Raw genomic sequence first — 15,829 nt, 5'->3', positions numbered from 1 at the left:
CGACCCGGCGGCTAGGCTTAGCACTCGACCTGGGTGACGGAAAAGCCCATGGTCTTGGCCAGGCCGCCGAGGGAGGTCTCCTTGTACTTGGTGAGCATGTCCCGGCCGGTTTCCGCCATGGTCTGCACGGCGTTGTCGAGGGAGACGTAGTGCGTGCCCTCGCCCAGCATGGCCATGCGGGCGGCGTTGATGGACTTGACCGCGCCGATGGCGTTGCGCTCGATGCACGGGATCTGCACCAGGCCGCCGACCGGGTCGCAGGTCAGCCCCAGGTTGTGCTCGAGGGCGATCTCCGCGGCGTTTTCGATCTGGCGGGCGTTGCCGCCCAACAGCTCGCACATGCCGGCCGCGGCCATCGCGGAGGCCGAACCGACCTCGCCCTGGCAGCCGACCTCGGCGCCGGAGATGGAGGCGTTTTCCTTGATGATGGTGCCAATAGCCCCCGAGGTCAGCAGGTAGCGGCGGGCGTCCTCGCGGGTGAAATCCGCCATGAAGTCGCGCGCGTAGTGCAAAACGGCGGGGATGATCCCGCAGGCGCCGTTGGTGGGCGCGGTAATGACGCGGCCGCCGGCGGCGTTTTGCTCGTTGACGGCCAGGGCGTAGAGGTTCGTCCACTCCATCGCCGAGAAGCCGCAGGAGGGATCCTCCTGCTTGTCCAGCAGGGTCTGGTAGACCTGCGGGGCGCGGCGCGGCACGCGCAGCCCGCCCGGCAGGGTGCCCTTGGTGGAAATGCCCTCGGTCACGCACTCGCGCATGGTGTCCCAGACGGTGTCGAGGTGGCGCAGGACGTGGTCCGCGCCGCCGGAGCTGCGGTGGAGCACGGCCTCGTTGGCCAGGACGATTTCCCACACCGGCATCTCGTGGGCCTCGCACAGCTCGAGCAGCTCTTCGCCCGAGGTAAACGGGTAAGGAACCCGGTCCTCGACGGCGGCCGCGGCGACACCGGCGGGCACCTCGCTGGTGGCTTCCTTTTCCGCCTCCAGCTCCGCGCGGGAGAGGATGAAGCCGCCGCCCACGGAGAACCACTCTTGGCCCGTGGCGATCTCGTTGCCCGCGGCGTCCCAGGCGCTAAAGATGAGGCAGTTCGGGTGCTCCGGTACCGGCTCATTGTTGAAGCTGATCTCGAACTCGAGGCTGCCCGCCGGGCCGGACACGCTGCCCTCGGAGGGGATGGGGCTGGACGGATCCGGCTCGGCGTCCAGCGGCACCGTCAGCGGGGTCCAGCCGGCCAGGCCCAGGATGACCGCGCGGTCGGTCGCGTGCCCGCGGCCGGTCGCGGCCAGGGAGCCGCGCAGCTCCGTGTGGACACGCGCGGGCAGCTGGGGCAGCGAGTCGATGAACGCCTTGGCGGCGCGCATGGGGCCGACGGTGTGGGACGAGGAGGGCCCGATCCCGATGGAGAAGATATCAACGACGCTAATTGTCATGTTGAGTTCAAGCCACCTTTCTCTGAGCGAACAGACGTGGATTGTAACTTAAGGGGAAAGTTGTCTCGCCCCAGTCTACGTGACGAACCCCACAGTGGGTGTGTGAGCTACTTCTCCGGGTTCTTCGTGTCCTGCTCGCTCGTCGCGGCGTTCGGGCTGACGTCGACAAACCCGGTCGCATCGCGCACGTCCGCGCCCGGTTCGGGGGCAGTGGCAGCGCTGGCCTCGGGTCCGGGGCTTGCTTCGGTCTCGCCGCCGAGGAGCTCGCTCATGGGGGTGAAGTCGTCCTCGTAGTCGATCCCGTTGCGGCGTTGGTTTGCCGAACGCGTGTCCGCGGGGGAGGCGGACAGGCCGCCCACCCGGTCCGTCGGTGTCACGATGAGGTCGGCCAGCTGCTCGGCGGCCTGGCTAATGCGGTTGGGGCTAAGTCCCCCGTGGCCGGCCTCGCCGCCGACGGGGGCCGCGCCGTAGTCCTCCGTGGCGCGGTAGATACCCGTGGGGACGACGACAGCGTGCAGGTAGTTCATCAGCGGACGCAGGGCGTAGTCCAGGATGAGCGCGTGGCGCGAGGAGCCGCCGGTCGCGGCGATGAGGGTGGGCATGCCGGTGATGGCCTGCGGGTCCAGGGTGTCGAAGAACATCTTGAACAGCCCGGAGTAGCTGCCCTGGAAGACCGGGGTGACCGCGATGAGCGCGCTGGCGGAGCTGAGCAGCCGGCGGGCATCGTCCAGCGCCGGGGTGGCCGCGCCCCAGTTGGTCATGGCGTTGGTCAGATCCTGGGCCAGGTTGCGGGCCTCAATGAACTCGATGTTAAGGCCCTCCCCGCGGGCGGTGACGCGGGCTTCGGTGGCCGCGGCGAGTTCCTCGCCCAGCTGGCGGGTAGTAGAGGGGGTGGACAGGCCGGCGGTCACGACCACGAGGGTGTGCACGGTAAAAACCTCCTTGGGTTGGTATACGGGGCCGGTGAATAGGGCGGGGGCTAGGTTCCTGGCAGTTTAGCTTTCCTCGCCGGGGTTGACGCGAAAGTGCGGCGAATCCGGGGTGTTGCGCAGGCTGGCGTGGGTCGGCGGATCGGAGGGGACGTGATCCGGGCGGCGCTGCTCGAAGCGGCGGCGCAGCTCCGGCACGACCTGGGTGCCCAGGCGCTCAATCTGGTCGAGGACGACCTCCTGGGGCAGGCCGGCGTGGTCGATGAGGAAGAGCTGGCGCTGGTAGTCGCCCACCCAGTCGGCGAACTGCATGGTGCGCTCGATGACCTGCTCGGCGGTGCCGACGGTCAGTGGGGTCATCTCGGTGAAGTCCTCGAGCGACGGCCCGTGGCCGTAGACCGGGGCGTTGTCGAAGTAGGGGCGGAAGAAGTCCTTGGCCTCCTGCTCGGTGTCCGCGATGAAGACCTGGCCGCCCAGGCCCACGATGGCCTGGTCCTCCCGGCCGTGGCCGTACTTGGCGTAGCGGCGGCGGTACATGTGCACCATCTTGGCGGTGTGCTCCTTGTTCCAGAAGATGTTGTTGTGGAAGAAGCCGTCGCCGTAGTAGGCGGCCTGCTCGGCAATCTGCGGCGAGCGGATAGAGCCGTGCCACACGAACGGCGGGATACCGTCCAGTGGGGCGGGCGTAGAGGTAAACGCCTGCAGCGGGGTGCGGAACTTGCCTTGCCAGTTGACCGAGGGCTCGCGCCACAGGCGGCGCAGCAGATGGTAGTTCTCCACGGCCAGCGGGATGCCCTGGCGGATGTCCTTGCCGAACCACGGGTAGACAGGACCGGTGTTGCCGCGGCCCATCATCAGGTCGACGCGCCCGCCGGATAGGTGCTGCAGGAAGGCGTAGTCCTCGGCGATCTTGACCGGATCGTTGGTGGTGATAAGCGTTGTCGAGGTCGACAGCTGCAGGCGCTCGGTCTGCGCGGCGATATAGGCCAGGTGCGTCGTGGGCGAGGACGGGACAAACGGCGGGTTGTGGTGCTCGCCGGTGGCGAAGACGTCGAGGCCGACCTCCTCGGCCTTGAGCGCAATCTCCGTCATGTTGCGGATGCGCTCTGCCTCCGTGGGGGTGGTGCCGTTGGTCGGGTCAGTGGTCACATCGCCAATGGTGAAGATGCCGAATTGCATGGTGGGATCCTTTCTCGATCAACTATCTATGACGTGTCAACAAAATCTCGAGGGGAGTTATTCCCACTCCACGGCCTCCAGCAAAACGCCCACGTCAGACTGGGTAATCACGCGGATGGGCCGCTGGGACTTCTCGCCGGTCTCGGTGATAATGAGCGCGAAGGGCAGGGAGCCATCGCGCGCCGGGGAGGTCAGGGCATCGGTAGCCGCCTGCGCGCCCACCGTCTTCGGCATAAAGACCGCCCGATCGGTGTTTTCCGCCCGCTCCAGCACGTCGGCCACCGTGCGGGCGTCGATGGTCTGGTTATCACCCAAATCGGCCGCCACCCAGTGCGCGATGGTGTTGGTGGTCAAAAGCTGGCGGAAGGTGCCGGAGTCGTAGACCGGCAACTGCGAAAACCCGTGGGTACGGATGAGTTCCAGCGCCGAGAGCAGCGAGTCCTCGGGCGTTACCGTCTCCACCTTCTGATCCCCCAGCCGCGCCACCGCGCCGGGCGGGTCCATCAGCAAGTCCCGCAGCCGCTCGATCTGGTCAATGACCCGGGGGTTCGGCTCGGCAATCGGCGCGCCGTCGTGGTAGCGCCCGTGGGAGATGGCGTTGCGCAGGCTCGTGTAATCATGCAGTGCCTCGGCCTGCTGGGCGCTGAGCAAGTGCTCGTGCCGGGCGGAGTCGATAAGCCGGCGGAAAGAGTCCCCGTCCCGGGCCTTGAGCCGGGCTCTCAGGTGTTGCTCGATGTCGTTGAAAGCAGCGATAAAGCGGTGGGCGCCGTGGCCGGAGTGCGCGTCAGAAGTCATGGCACCCAGTGTAGAGCGCGGAGCAGCGCGTGCCGTGGGGAGCAGCGACGGGGGAGCGGACGGGATTTGCGCAGACTAAAGCCCCGGTGTGGTATCCCACCCGGGGCCTGAGTCGGCTACTGGGCTACTGGCTTATTTGTAGGCGCCGCGGCCCAGGGTGTCGCAGGACTTCATGGAGCCGGTCTGGTAGCCGGCGAGGAAGGACTCCTGGCGCTGCTCGGAGGTGCCGTGGGTAAAGGAGTCCGGATCCACCTGCCCGCCGGAGCGGGACTGGATGTTGTCATCGCCCACCGCGCGGGCGGTCTCGATGGCCTCGGCGACCTGCTCCTTGGTAATCGGCTCCAGGAGGGCGTCCTCGCCCTTGTCCGCGTGGGAGGCCCAGATGCCGGCGTAGCAGTCGGCCTGCAGCTCAATCTTGACCGCGTTGGAATCCTCGCCCGGGTCGTCGTAGTTCGACAGCCCCAGGGTGTCCTCGAGGTTCTGGATGTGGTGGCCGAACTCGTGGGCCACGATGTACATCTGCGCCAGCGGGGCAGAGGAGCCGCCGAAGCTTTCCAGCTGCTGGAAGAAGGAGGTGTCGAAATACGCGGTGTTATCCGCCGGGCAGTAGAAGGGGCCGGTCGCGGCCGAGGCGGCGCCGCAGCCCGACTGGGTGGCTTGCTCGAAGACCACGCGCTCCGGCTCGGTGTACTCGATGCCGGCCTGCTCCGGCAGGACCTCGCTCCACACGCGGTCCAGGGACACGCCCGTGAAGTCCACGCGGCAGTCATCGTACTTATTGCCGTCCTCCGGGGTCTGGCAATGATCCAGCTGGCCGCCGGCTTCTGCCCCGGAACCGGACTGGGACGCCGGCTCCTCGGAGCCGAGCAGGCCGCCCAGCTGCCCCGGGCTGCCGCCCAGCAACAGGTAGAGGCCGATCAAAACCACGGTGCCCAGGCCGCCGCCGGCCGCCACGACACCGCCGCGCCCGCCACCGCCGGTACGCGCCCGTTTACCACTAATGTCACCGCCACTGCGAAAAGTCATGGCTTAAGTGTGCCATGTCCGAGCCCTATCTACCTGTTTAGCGTCCGAAAATTTCCGCGTGAAATAAGAGATTGGGCCGGGCAGACGCGGCTGAAAAGGGCGGCGAGGGTCGAACAAAGACCACGTAAAGCCGGGGTTCAGCCGGAGGCCACACCGGATAACGGTCGGCGCCCAGTGCCGGCAGGTGGGGGATAAGTCACTGCCCGTTGCCGTGGGTGGGTAGACTGAAAACGTCAACTTCTGCCTCCCTTCGCCGGGCTGGCAGCTGGGACGCCGCGGGCGCTGCGTGATGCGCGCTCAGCGGTGACTGCAGCGCGCCGGGCTTTGGGTGCGCGGAAGCTACCGAGGAAGCTATGTGTGAAGGGATTTGAGCAACAGTGCTGCGTACCCATTTGGCGGGCGAGCTCCGCAAGGATATTGCCGGCGAGACAGTAACGCTTACGGGGTGGGTGTCTCGACGCCGTGACCACGGCGGAGTTATCTTCATTGACCTGCGCGACCGGAGCGGTCTGGCGCAGGTAGTCTTCCGCGAGTCCGAGGTCGCCGAGCGCGCCCACGACCTGCGGTCCGAGTACTGCATCAAGGTCACCGGCGTGGTCGAGGCCCGCCCGGAGGGCTCGGAGAACCCGAACCTGCCCTCCGGCGAGATCGAGGTCAACGTCACCGACCTGGAGGTGCTGAACAAGTCGGCGGCGCTGCCGTTCCAGATTGACGATCCGTCGACCTCCGGCGAGGTCGGCGAGGAAGCACGCCTGCGCTACCGCTACCTGGACCTGCGCCGCGAGAGCCAGGGCAACGCCCTGCGCCTGCGCTCGGCCGCCAACCGCGCGGCCCGCCAGGTCCTGGACTCCCACGACTTCACCGAGATCGAGACCCCGACCCTGACCCGCTCCACCCCGGAGGGCGCGCGCGACTTCCTCGTGCCGGCCCGCCTGAAGCCGGGCTCCTGGTACGCGCTGCCGCAGTCCCCGCAGCTGTTCAAGCAGCTGCTCATGGTCGCCGGCATGGAGCGCTACTACCAGATCGCGCGCTGCTACCGCGACGAGGACTTCCGCGCCGACCGCCAGCCGGAGTTCACCCAGCTGGACGTCGAGATGTCCTTCGTGGACCAGGACGACGTCATCGCCCTGGCCGAGGAAATCCTGGTCGCCCTGTGGAAGCTCATCGGCTACGACATCACCACGCCGATCCCGCGCATGACCTACGCGGACGCCATGAAGTTCTACGGCTCCGACAAGCCGGACCTGCGCTTCGACATCAAGATCGTGGAGTGCACCGACTTCTTCAAGGACACCACCTTCCGCGTCTTCCAGAACGAATACGTCGGCGCGGTCGTCATGGACGGCGGCGCCTCCCAGCCGCGTCGCCAGTTCGACGCCTGGCAGGACTGGGCCAAGCAGCGCGGCGCCAAGGGCCTGGCCTACATCACCATTGCCGAGGACGGCACCCTGGGCGGCCCGGTGGCCAAGAACATCACCGACGCCGAGCGCGAAGGCATCGCCGAGCACGTCGGCGCCAAGCCAGGCGACGCCATCTTCTTCGCCGCCGGCGACACCAAGTCCTCCCGCGCCCTGCTGGGCGCCGCTCGCGGCGAGATCGCCCGCAAGCTGGACCTCATCAAGGAAGGCGACTGGGCGTTTACCTGGGTCGTCGACGCCCCGCTGTTCGAGCCGGCCGCCGACGCCACCGCCTCCGGCGACGTGGCCCTGGGCCACTCCAAGTGGACCGCCGTGCACCACGCCTTCACCTCGCCGAAGCCGGAGTGGATTGACTCCTTCGACGAGAACCCGGGCGAGGCCACGGCGTATGCCTACGACATCGTCTGCAACGGCAACGAGATCGGCGGCGGCTCCATCCGTATCCACCAGCGCGACGTCCAGGAGCGCGTCTTCAACGTCATGGGCATCGGCGAGGAGGAAGCCCGCGAGAAGTTCGGCTTCCTGCTGGACGCCTTCGCCTTCGGCGCCCCGCCGCACGGCGGCATCGCCTTCGGCTGGGACCGCATCGTCTCCCTGCTGGGTGGCTTCGACTCCATTCGCGACGTCATCGCCTTCCCGAAGTCCGGCGGCGGCGTCGACCCGCTGACGGATGCCCCGGCCCCGATCCCGGCCGCGCAGCGCAAGGAGACCGGCGTGGACTTCAAGCCGGAAAAGAACGCCAAGGCGGCTAAGGAAACCAAGCCGAAGGCGCCCGACTCGACGGATAACTAAGGCGGCACGCCCCGGGCCACGCGGTGCGTGTTCCGGGGCTTAACGCTTACCCAGGAGGAGATTTTAGGTGGAGACTGCACAGCCCGACCAGCAGGCAATTGTCGCCTTTGCGGAGGACTTATTGTCCAACCGATTCGGGGGAACGCAAAAGCTCAGCGACGTCGAAGCCTTGGTTGGTTCGGGGCATGCGGTCGTGCTGCGGGCCCGCGTGGCCAACTCCCCGTTCCTCCCGCACCGCTCCGTGGTCATCAAGCACAACCCGGCCACGGGCTACGCCGTCGATGACGCCGCCTTCCTCCGGGAGATCGTGGCCTACCAGTTCACCAACTCCCTGGCGGCGGACGTGCGCCCCGGGCCGGTGCTGCTGGCGCACGACGTGGACAAGCGCACGGTGGTGCTCACCGACTCGGGCAACACCGACACCTTCGCCGAGGCCCTCGAGTCCGCCGACGCGGACGTGCGGCGCACGCTGCTGCGTTCTTTGGGCGCGGAGCTGGGCCAGATGCACGCTGGCACCGCCGACCGGGAGCAGGACTACGACCTGCTGCTGTCCCGGATGCTGAAAAAGCACCCGGAATACGCCGAGAACCAGGTCATGCGCGACAAGGCGCTCTATGACTCCATCTACCGCGGGGTGACCATCGCCGAGGCCGCCGGCCTGGAGGTCCCCGAGGAGGTCAAGGACCTGGCGGACCAGGCGGCCAAATCGCTGCAGTCCGGCCGCTACCGCGCCTTCACGCCCTTTGACCTGTCGCCGGACAACATCATCGTGGCCGACAACATCCACTTCCTGGACTACGAGTGGGCCGGTTTCCGCAACGTCGGCTTCGACGTCGCCTGCGTTATCGCCGGCTTCCCGCAGTTCCTCTTTGCCCAGCCGGTCTCCGACGGCGAGGCCGACGTTTTTATCGAGGCCTGGGCCCGCGAGGTCCACAGCCTGTGGCCGCAGTTTAAAGACGCCGGCCAGATCCAGCACCTGGTCACCGCCTGCCTGGTCGGCTGGGCCTTTTCCAGCTTGACCACCATGTCCGCCGGCGGGCTAGAGGTGCTCGCCGCCGTGCTGCGCGGACACGAGGAAATCCCGCTCGGCCCGGAGCAGTCCCTCCTGCGCACCGCCGAGCACGGGCCGTTCAACGACGACGAGCTGCTCATCCGCCGCGATCTCTTCGAGACCTTCGAGGCCCTGTCGCGCTTTGCCAACCGCTGCGAGGACGGCGACTGCCGCCCGGCCGCCGACTTCGGCGCGGTCGTAGCCCAGCGCCTGCGCGAGCCCGGCCAGCGCTAGGTCGGCGCGGCGCGGACCCCGGCGTTGCCGCCCCGGACGTTGTAGAAGAAAGTGAGGTGCCAGCCACCGTGGCTCAAGAAGATCTCTTCGGTGGGATTTCCCCGACCCCGGAATCCGAACAGTCCAGCGGGCTGGCCGGCCGCGGGCAGCAGATGTTTAGCACCCACGCGGGCTCGCCGCTGGCCGCGCGCATGCGCCCGCGCACCCTGGACGAGGTCGTCGGCCAGAAACACCTGTTAGACCCCGGCAAGCCGTTGCGCCGGCTGGTGGAAGGCTCCGGGGAGGCCTCCGTCATCCTTTATGGCCCGCCGGGGACGGGCAAGACCACGATCGCCTCGCTGATCGCCAGCGCGATGGGGCAAAACTTCGTGGGCCTGTCCGCGCTGGACTCCGGCGTCAAGCAGGTGCGCGAGGTCATCACGCAGGCCCGGCACGAGGCCGCCCGCGGCGCGCGCACCGTCCTCTTCATCGACGAGGTCCACCGCTTTTCCAAGACGCAGCAGGACGCGCTGCTGGCGGCCGTCGAAAACCGCACGGTGCTGCTGGTCGCCGCGACCACGGAGAACCCGTCGTTCTCCGTGGTCTCCCCGCTGCTGTCGCGCTCGCTGCTGCTGCAGCTCAACCCGCTAGGCGACGAGGATCTTAAGACGCTGGTGGACCGGGCGGTGGGCGACGAGCGGGGCCTGGCCGGCCGCATCACCGTTAACGCCGAGGCCCGGGACCAGCTGGTGCTGCTGGCCGGCGGCGACGCGCGCCGCGTGCTGACCTACCTGGAGGCCGCGGCCGAGGCCGTGCCCGACGGCGGGGAGCTGGATACCCAGACCATCAAGGACAACGTCAACAAGGCGGTGGTGCGCTACGACCGCGACGGCGATCAGCACTACGACGTCGTCTCCGCGTTCATCAAGTCGATCCGTGGTTCCGATCCGGACGCGGCCCTGCACTACCTGGCCCGCATGATTGAGGCGGGGGAGGACCCGCGGTTTATCGCCCGGCGGCTCATCGTGCACGCCTCGGAGGACATCGGCATGGCGGATCCGACCGCGCTGCCGACCGCCGTGGCCGCCGCCCAGGCCGCGCAGCTCATCGGCCTCCCGGAGGCCCGGATCCCGCTGGCGCAGGCCACCATTCATCTGGCGACGGCGCCGAAGTCGAACTCGGTCATTGGCGCTATCGATGCCGCCCTGGGCGACGTGCGCGCCGGCAAGTCCGGCTTCGTGCCCGCCCACCTGCGCGACGGCCACTACGCTGGGGCGAAGGATCTGGGCAACGCCGTGGGCTACGTCTACCCGCACGACGATCCGCGCGGGGTGGTGGCCCAGCAGTACCTGCCGGACACCTTGGCGGACGCGGTCTACTACCAGCCCACCGATCACGGCGCGGAAAAGCGCGTGCGCGGTTTCCTGGGCCGCCTGCGGGACATCGTCCGCGGGCGCGGGCGCGGCTAGCGGCCGAGCAGGGACGAGCCGGGGCTAGCGCGGTGCCGGAGCGGCGCGCGGTACAGCCGGTGGGACGGGGCGATTTGGGCGTCCCGAACTTCACCCGCAGCTGTGGGGCGGGTAAAGTTGAGCGCTGTTACTGACGTTAGTCGATAGTCAAAGGAAGTTACCTGGTGAAGACCCACGAGATTCGGGAGCGCTTTACTGCGCATTTTGTGAAGAAGGGCCACGAGCCCGTCCCCAGCGCCTCGCTGATCCTGGACGATCCTAACCTGCTGTTCGTCAACGCCGGCATGGTTCCCTTCAAGCCCTACTTCTTGGGCCAGCAGAACCCGCCTTTCCCGAACGGGCTGGCTACCTCCATCCAGAAGTGCGTGCGCACCCTGGACATCGAAGAGGTCGGCATCACCACCCGCCACAACACCTTCTTCCAGATGGCCGGCAACTTCTCCTTCGGCCAGTACTTCAAGGAAGGCGCTATCACTAACGCGTGGGAGCTGCTGACCAACTCGGTCGACGACGGCGGCTTCGGCCTGGACCCGGATCGCCTCTGGGTCACCGTCTACGAGACCGACGACGAGGCCGCCAGCATCTGGCACGACAAGATCGGCGTGCCGGAAGAGCGCATCCAGCGCATGGGCATGGAGGACAACTACTGGTCCATGGGCGTGCCCGGCCCCTGCGGTCCGTGCTCCGAGATCTACTACGACCGCGGCGCCGAATACGGCAAGGAAGGCGGCCCGGCGGCGGACGACAACCGCTACATGGAGATCTGGAACCTGGTCTTCATGCAGAACGAGCGCGGCGAGGGCAACGGCAAGGGCGATTTCGAAATCGTCGGCGAGCTGCCGAAGAAGAACATCGATACCGGCCTGGGCATCGAGCGCGTCGCCTGCCTGCTCCAGGGCGTGGATAACGTCTACGAGACGGACCTGCTGCGCCCGGTCATCGACGTGGCCGAGGAGCTGACCGGCTCGAAGTACAACTCGAACCACGAGGACGACATCCGCTTCCGCGTTATCGCCGACCACTCCCGTACCGGCATGATGCTGATCCTGGACGGGGTGACCCCCTCCAACGAGGGCCGCGGCTACATCCTGCGCCGCCTGCTGCGCCGCATCATCCGCTCCGCCCGCCTGCTGGGCGCGACCGGGGAGACCATCGAGCGCTTCCTGACCACGGTCATGGACACCATGGAGCCGTCCTACCCGGAGATCGGCGACAACCGCGAGCGCATCCTGCGCGTGGCCAAGAACGAGGAAAAGGCCTTCCTGAAGACCCTCGAGTCCGGCACCTACCGCTTCGACGAGGCCGCCGCAGCCGTTAAGGCCGCCGGCAAGAAGACCCTGCGCGGCGAGGACGCCTTCGCGCTGCACGACACCTACGGCTTCCCGATCGACCTGACCCTGGAGATGGCAGCCGAGGCCGGCCTCGAGGTCGACATGCCCGCCTTCGAGGCCGCCATGGCCGAGCAGAAGGCCCGCGCCAAGGCCGACAACCGCGCCAAGAAGCACGAGCACACCGACGAGTCGCTCTACCGCGAGTGGGTGGACAACCAGCCGACCGTCTTCACCGGCTACGAGGAGCTGAGCTCCGACGCACAGGTCATCGGCCTGGTGCGCGACGGCGAGAAGGTCACAGAGGCCGAGGTAGGCGACCAGGTCGAGGTCATCCTGGACCAGACCCCGCTCTACGCCGAGTCCGGCGGCCAGATGGCCGACCGCGGCCGCCTGGTGGCAGGGGAGACCACCCTGCAGATCGACGACGTGCAGAAGATCGGCAAGAAGCTCTGGGTCCACAAGGCCACCGTCACCGCCGGCGGTCTGGATCTGGGCACGCGCATGACCGCGGAGGTCGACGCCGCCTGGCGCCACGGCGCTACCCAGGCGCACACGGCCACCCACCTCATCCACGCCGCGCTGCGCCAGGTGCTGGGCCCGACCGCGGTCCAGGCCGGTTCTATGAACCGCCCGGGCTACCTGCGCTTCGACTTCAACTTCACCGACCAGCTCACCGAGGCCCAGATGGAGGAGATCGCGCTTATCACCAACCAGGCGGTGGACTCCAACCTGGCGGTCAACACCATCGAGACCTCCCTGGAGGAGGCCAAGGCGATGGGCGCGATGGCCCTGTTCGGCGAGAACTACGGCCGCAACGTCCGCGTCGTCGAAATCGGCGGGCCGTTCTCCATCGAGCTCTGCGGCGGCACCCACGTGGGCGCCTCCTCCCAGGTCGGCCCGGTCTCCGTGCTGGGTGAGTCCTCGGTGGGCTCCGGCGCCCGCCGTATCGAGGCCTACACCGGCCTGGATGCGTTCAAGTACTTCTCCAAGGAAGCCGCCCTGGTCGAGGGCGTGTCCCGCGACCTGAAGGTCCAGACCGAGGAGCTGCCGGAGCGAATCGCCCAGCTGAGCGAGAAGCTCAAGGCTGCGGAGAAGGAAATCTCCACCCTGCGCAAGGCCCAGCTGCAGGCCCAGGCCGCGGACTTCGTGGCCGCCGCCCGCGAGGTCAACGGCTTCCAGACCATCATGCTGCGCCTGCCGGAAGGCACGGACGGCAACGACCTGCGCACCGTGGCTACCGACCTGAAGAACCGCCTGAAGGACCGGGACGGCGTTATCGCGCTGGGCGCGAAGAACGGCGAGAAGTTCTCCTTCATCATCGCCGCGACCCCGTCCGCGGTGGAGCGCGGTGTGAAGGCCGGCGACATCGTCAAGCTCTACGGCGAGTACGTCGACGGCCGCGGCGGCGGCAAGCCGGACATGGCGCAGGGCTCCGGCCGGCTGGCCGAGGGAGCCGAGCGCGGCTTCGAGGCCGTCAAGGACATGCTGGAAAGCCTGTAAGCGCTATGGCGAAAGTCACACCGGATGCTCCCGGCCAAGACGACCCCGGCCCCGGCCGGCGTCTCGGCGTGGACGTCGGCACCGTCCGAATTGGGGTAGCAGTCAGCGATCGCGACGCGCGCCTGGCTACCCCCGTGGAAACTGTCACCCGGGTGACCGGGTTCAAGGACCGCGACGGTGCGGACATCGATCGGCTCGTTGAGCTGGCCGAACAGTACGAGGTGGCGGAAGTGGTCGTGGGTCTGCCGCGAGATTTGCAGGCCAACGGCTCCAAGAGCGTTAAGCACGCCAAAGAGATCGCGTTTCGTATCCGTCGCCGTTTGGCGAAGTCTGAAACGATGGTTTCGTTAGCACCTGTCAGATTGGCGGATGAGCGTCTCACCACGGTGGTCGCCACTCAAGCCTTGCGTGCCTCTGGAGTTTCTGAGAAAAAGGGCCGTAAAGTGATTGACCAAGCCGCTGCTGTGGAGATTCTCCAAAGCTGGCTGGACGCCCGCGCGCGAGTATTATCCGATAACCAGAATGACGCAAACCAATAAAGCCTTCGAACTCAGGAGACTAATTTAGTGAGCCGCAATGAACAGCGCTTGGCTAGGCGCATGGAACCGAAGTTCGTGAAGCGACGCCAGCGGGGCTTAGCCGTGCTGATCGCCTCCTTCGTGCTGATCATCGGCGCGATCGTCTATATCGGCGGCCAGATCCTGGTGGGCGACAAGGGCGGTTCGCGCACCGATTTCGAAGGGACGGGCAACGGCGTGACGCAGCTTATCCAGGTGCCGGAAGGTTCCTCCATCTCCCAGCTGGGCCCCGACTTGGTGGACAAGGGCGTGGTCAAGAGCGACGAGGCCTTCCAGACCGCGGCCGCCAACAACGTCGACGCCGGTTCCCTGCAGCCCGGGTTCTACCGCCTGCAGGAGGAGATGAGCGCGGAATCCGCCGTCAAGGCGTTGCTCGATCTAAACAACCAGGTGGATCTGCTCGACGTGCAGGGCGGTGCCACGCTCCAGGATGTCTCCGTCATTGGCGGCGACGTGCGCTACGGCATCTACTCCATGATTGAGAAGGTCACCTGCGAGGAAGGTAACTGCGTCAACAAGGACGAGCTCGAGCGCGTCGCCTCGACCGTGGACCCGGAGCAGCTGGGCGCGCCGGAATGGGCCGTCGGGCCGGTTAAGGCCCGCGGCGACGATCCCAAGCGCCTGGAAGGCCTCATCGCGCCCGGCCGCTACATTCTGGACCCGAACATGAGCGCCGAGGAGATCCTGACCGACCTGGTCTCGCGCTCGGCGGAGCAGTACAACGAGACCGACATTGTGGGCCGGGCCCAGGCCATCGGCGTGAGCCCCTACGAGCTGCTGACCTCTGCCTCCCTGGTTGAGCGCGAGGCGCCGGCCGGTGAGTTCGACAAGGTCGCTCGCGTCATCCTGAACCGCCTGGACGAGCCCATGCGCTTGGAGTTCGACTCCACCGTCAACTACGGGCTGGAGGACGTGGAGCTGGCCACCACCGACGAGGACCGCGAGCGCAAGACGCCGTGGAACACCTACGCCAAGGAAGGCCTGCCGGATACGCCGATCGCGTCGCCGTCGGAGGAGGCCATCCAGGCGATGGAGCACCCGGCCGAGGGCGAGTGGCTCTTCTTCGTTACCGTCGATGATCAGGGCACGACCGTGTTCACCAACAACTTCGACGAGCACCAGGAAAAGGTCCGCGAGGCCCTCGACTCCGGCATCCTGGACCACCAGCGCCAAGGCACCAACCCGGCGGATGCGGACAACGCCGAAAACTAGAACGCTATAAAGCTAGAAAGCTAGGAGGCCTCGGACATGCCACGCGCGGCGGTATTGGGTTCGCCCATCGACCATTCGCTCTCCCCGGTGCTGCACAACGCCGGCTACGCGGCCCTCGGCCTGGAGGACTGGGAGTACGGTCGGCAGGAGTGCACCGCCGAGCAGCTGCCCGGACTGGTGCGCGAGGCCGCGGCTGACGTGCGCGGCTTCTCCGTGACCATGCCCGGCAAGTTCGCCGCGGTGGAGGTCGCCGACGAGGTCACCGATCGGGCGCGGCTGCTCGGCTCGGCGAATACGCTGGTGCGGCTCGACGGCGGGCGTTGGCGGGCCGACAACACCGACACCGAGGGCGTTGTGGGCGCGCTGCAGCGCCTGCTGGGGGACCAGCAGGTCGGCGAGGCCGTGCTGATCGGCGCCGGCGGCACCGCGCGCCCGGCGCTGTGGGCGCTGGCCCAACGCGGGGTGGAAACCGTCACCGTGCTCAACCGCTCCGACCGTCGGGCCGAGCTCGATCCGCTGGCCCGTGAGCTCGGCCTCGAGCTGCGTACCACGGATTTCCACACCGACCTGGAGCAGCTGTCCCTGAACACCGGGGTCATCGTCTCCACGGTCCCGTCGGCGGCGCTGGAGGACTACCTGCTGGATCTGGCGCACGCGCCGGTACTCGACGTTATCTACGAGCCCTGGCCGACCCCGCTGACCGTGGCTGCGGCCGCGAACGGCTACGCGACGGTCAACGGGCATATCATGCTGGCGCACCAGGCCTTTAGCCAGTTCGAGCAGTTCACCGGCCGGCCCGCGCCGCAGGAAGAGATGATCTCCGCGCTCAACAACGCGCTGGCCGCCCGCCAAAGCTCGGTCATCAACCGCGCCAAACGCAGCTAGCCGCAAGGCGCCCTCCCCGGGCAG

General features: G+C 67.5%; 12 protein-coding genes. 7 read left to right on the top strand and 5 right to left on the bottom strand.

What is annotated here, in order from left to right; all coding sequences use genetic code 11:
• Nucleotides 1-17: 17 nt before the first annotated feature.
• From ACEE23_RS00905 to ypfJ, 5 genes are all read right to left on the bottom strand, one after another.
• Nucleotides 18-1,427: an L-serine ammonia-lyase gene (locus ACEE23_RS00905; protein WP_368519247.1), complete on the bottom strand. Its 1,410-nt coding sequence runs from the start codon at nt 1,425-1,427 to the stop codon at nt 18-20.
• A gap of 107 nt (nt 1,428-1,534) precedes the next feature.
• Complete coding sequence (locus ACEE23_RS00900) at nt 1,535-2,356, bottom strand: FMN reductase (protein WP_368519248.1); 822 nt, start codon at nt 2,354-2,356, stop codon at nt 1,535-1,537.
• 66 nt (nt 2,357-2,422) lie between these two features.
• On the bottom strand, nt 2,423-3,535 hold the full coding sequence (locus tag ACEE23_RS00895; RefSeq protein ID WP_368521203.1) for an LLM class flavin-dependent oxidoreductase: 1,113 nt from the start codon (nt 3,533-3,535) through the stop codon (nt 2,423-2,425).
• A 57-nt stretch (nt 3,536-3,592) separates the two neighbouring features.
• The gene (locus ACEE23_RS00890) at nt 3,593-4,330 is read right to left on the bottom strand and encodes a CBS domain-containing protein (RefSeq protein ID WP_448871152.1); all 738 of its coding nucleotides are present in this window, start codon (nt 4,328-4,330) and stop codon (nt 3,593-3,595) included.
• Nucleotides 4,331-4,462: 132 nt separating this feature from the next.
• Nucleotides 4,463-5,356 (bottom strand): KPN_02809 family neutral zinc metallopeptidase, encoded by an 894-nt coding sequence (gene ypfJ, locus ACEE23_RS00885; protein WP_368521201.1) that lies wholly within the window; start codon nt 5,354-5,356, stop codon nt 4,463-4,465.
• Between the two features lie 377 nt (nt 5,357-5,733).
• On the opposite strand from ypfJ, the gene aspS reads away from it, so the two are divergent.
• The 7 genes from aspS to ACEE23_RS00850 all read left to right on the top strand — a co-directional run bounded on the left by aspS (nt 5,734) and on the right by ACEE23_RS00850 (nt 15,805).
• Nucleotides 5,734-7,566, top strand: a complete 1,833-nt coding sequence (aspS, locus tag ACEE23_RS00880; protein WP_368521200.1) for an aspartate--tRNA ligase — start codon at nt 5,734-5,736, stop codon at nt 7,564-7,566.
• Between the two features lie 67 nt (nt 7,567-7,633).
• Complete coding sequence (locus tag ACEE23_RS00875) at nt 7,634-8,851, top strand: phosphotransferase family protein (RefSeq protein ID WP_368521199.1); 1,218 nt, start codon at nt 7,634-7,636, stop codon at nt 8,849-8,851.
• Nucleotides 8,852-8,919: 68 nt separating this feature from the next.
• Nucleotides 8,920-10,299: a replication-associated recombination protein A gene (locus ACEE23_RS00870; RefSeq protein WP_409338328.1), complete on the top strand. Its 1,380-nt coding sequence runs from the start codon at nt 8,920-8,922 to the stop codon at nt 10,297-10,299.
• 164 nt (nt 10,300-10,463) lie between these two features.
• Nucleotides 10,464-13,130: an alanine--tRNA ligase gene (gene alaS, locus ACEE23_RS00865; RefSeq protein ID WP_448871156.1), complete on the top strand. Its 2,667-nt coding sequence runs from the start codon at nt 10,464-10,466 to the stop codon at nt 13,128-13,130.
• Nucleotides 13,131-13,135: 5 nt separating this feature from the next.
• Nucleotides 13,136-13,669 carry a Holliday junction resolvase RuvX gene (gene ruvX, locus ACEE23_RS00860; RefSeq protein WP_448871158.1) on the top strand — a complete coding sequence of 178 codons (534 nt, stop codon included), beginning with the start codon at nt 13,136-13,138 and terminating at the stop codon, nt 13,667-13,669.
• A 60-nt stretch (nt 13,670-13,729) separates the two neighbouring features.
• Nucleotides 13,730-14,920: an endolytic transglycosylase MltG gene (mltG, locus tag ACEE23_RS00855; RefSeq protein WP_448871244.1), complete on the top strand. Its 1,191-nt coding sequence runs from the start codon at nt 13,730-13,732 to the stop codon at nt 14,918-14,920.
• 36 nt (nt 14,921-14,956) lie between these two features.
• On the top strand, nt 14,957-15,805 hold the full coding sequence (locus ACEE23_RS00850) for a shikimate dehydrogenase (protein WP_448871160.1): 849 nt from the start codon (nt 14,957-14,959) through the stop codon (nt 15,803-15,805).
• Nucleotides 15,806-15,829: the final 24 nt, after the last annotated feature.

It is taken from the genome of Corynebacterium sp. 32222D000AT (assembly GCF_053546955.1).
Note: the sequence above shows the minus strand (reverse complement) of the source record. Positions and strands in the feature narration are given on the sequence as shown.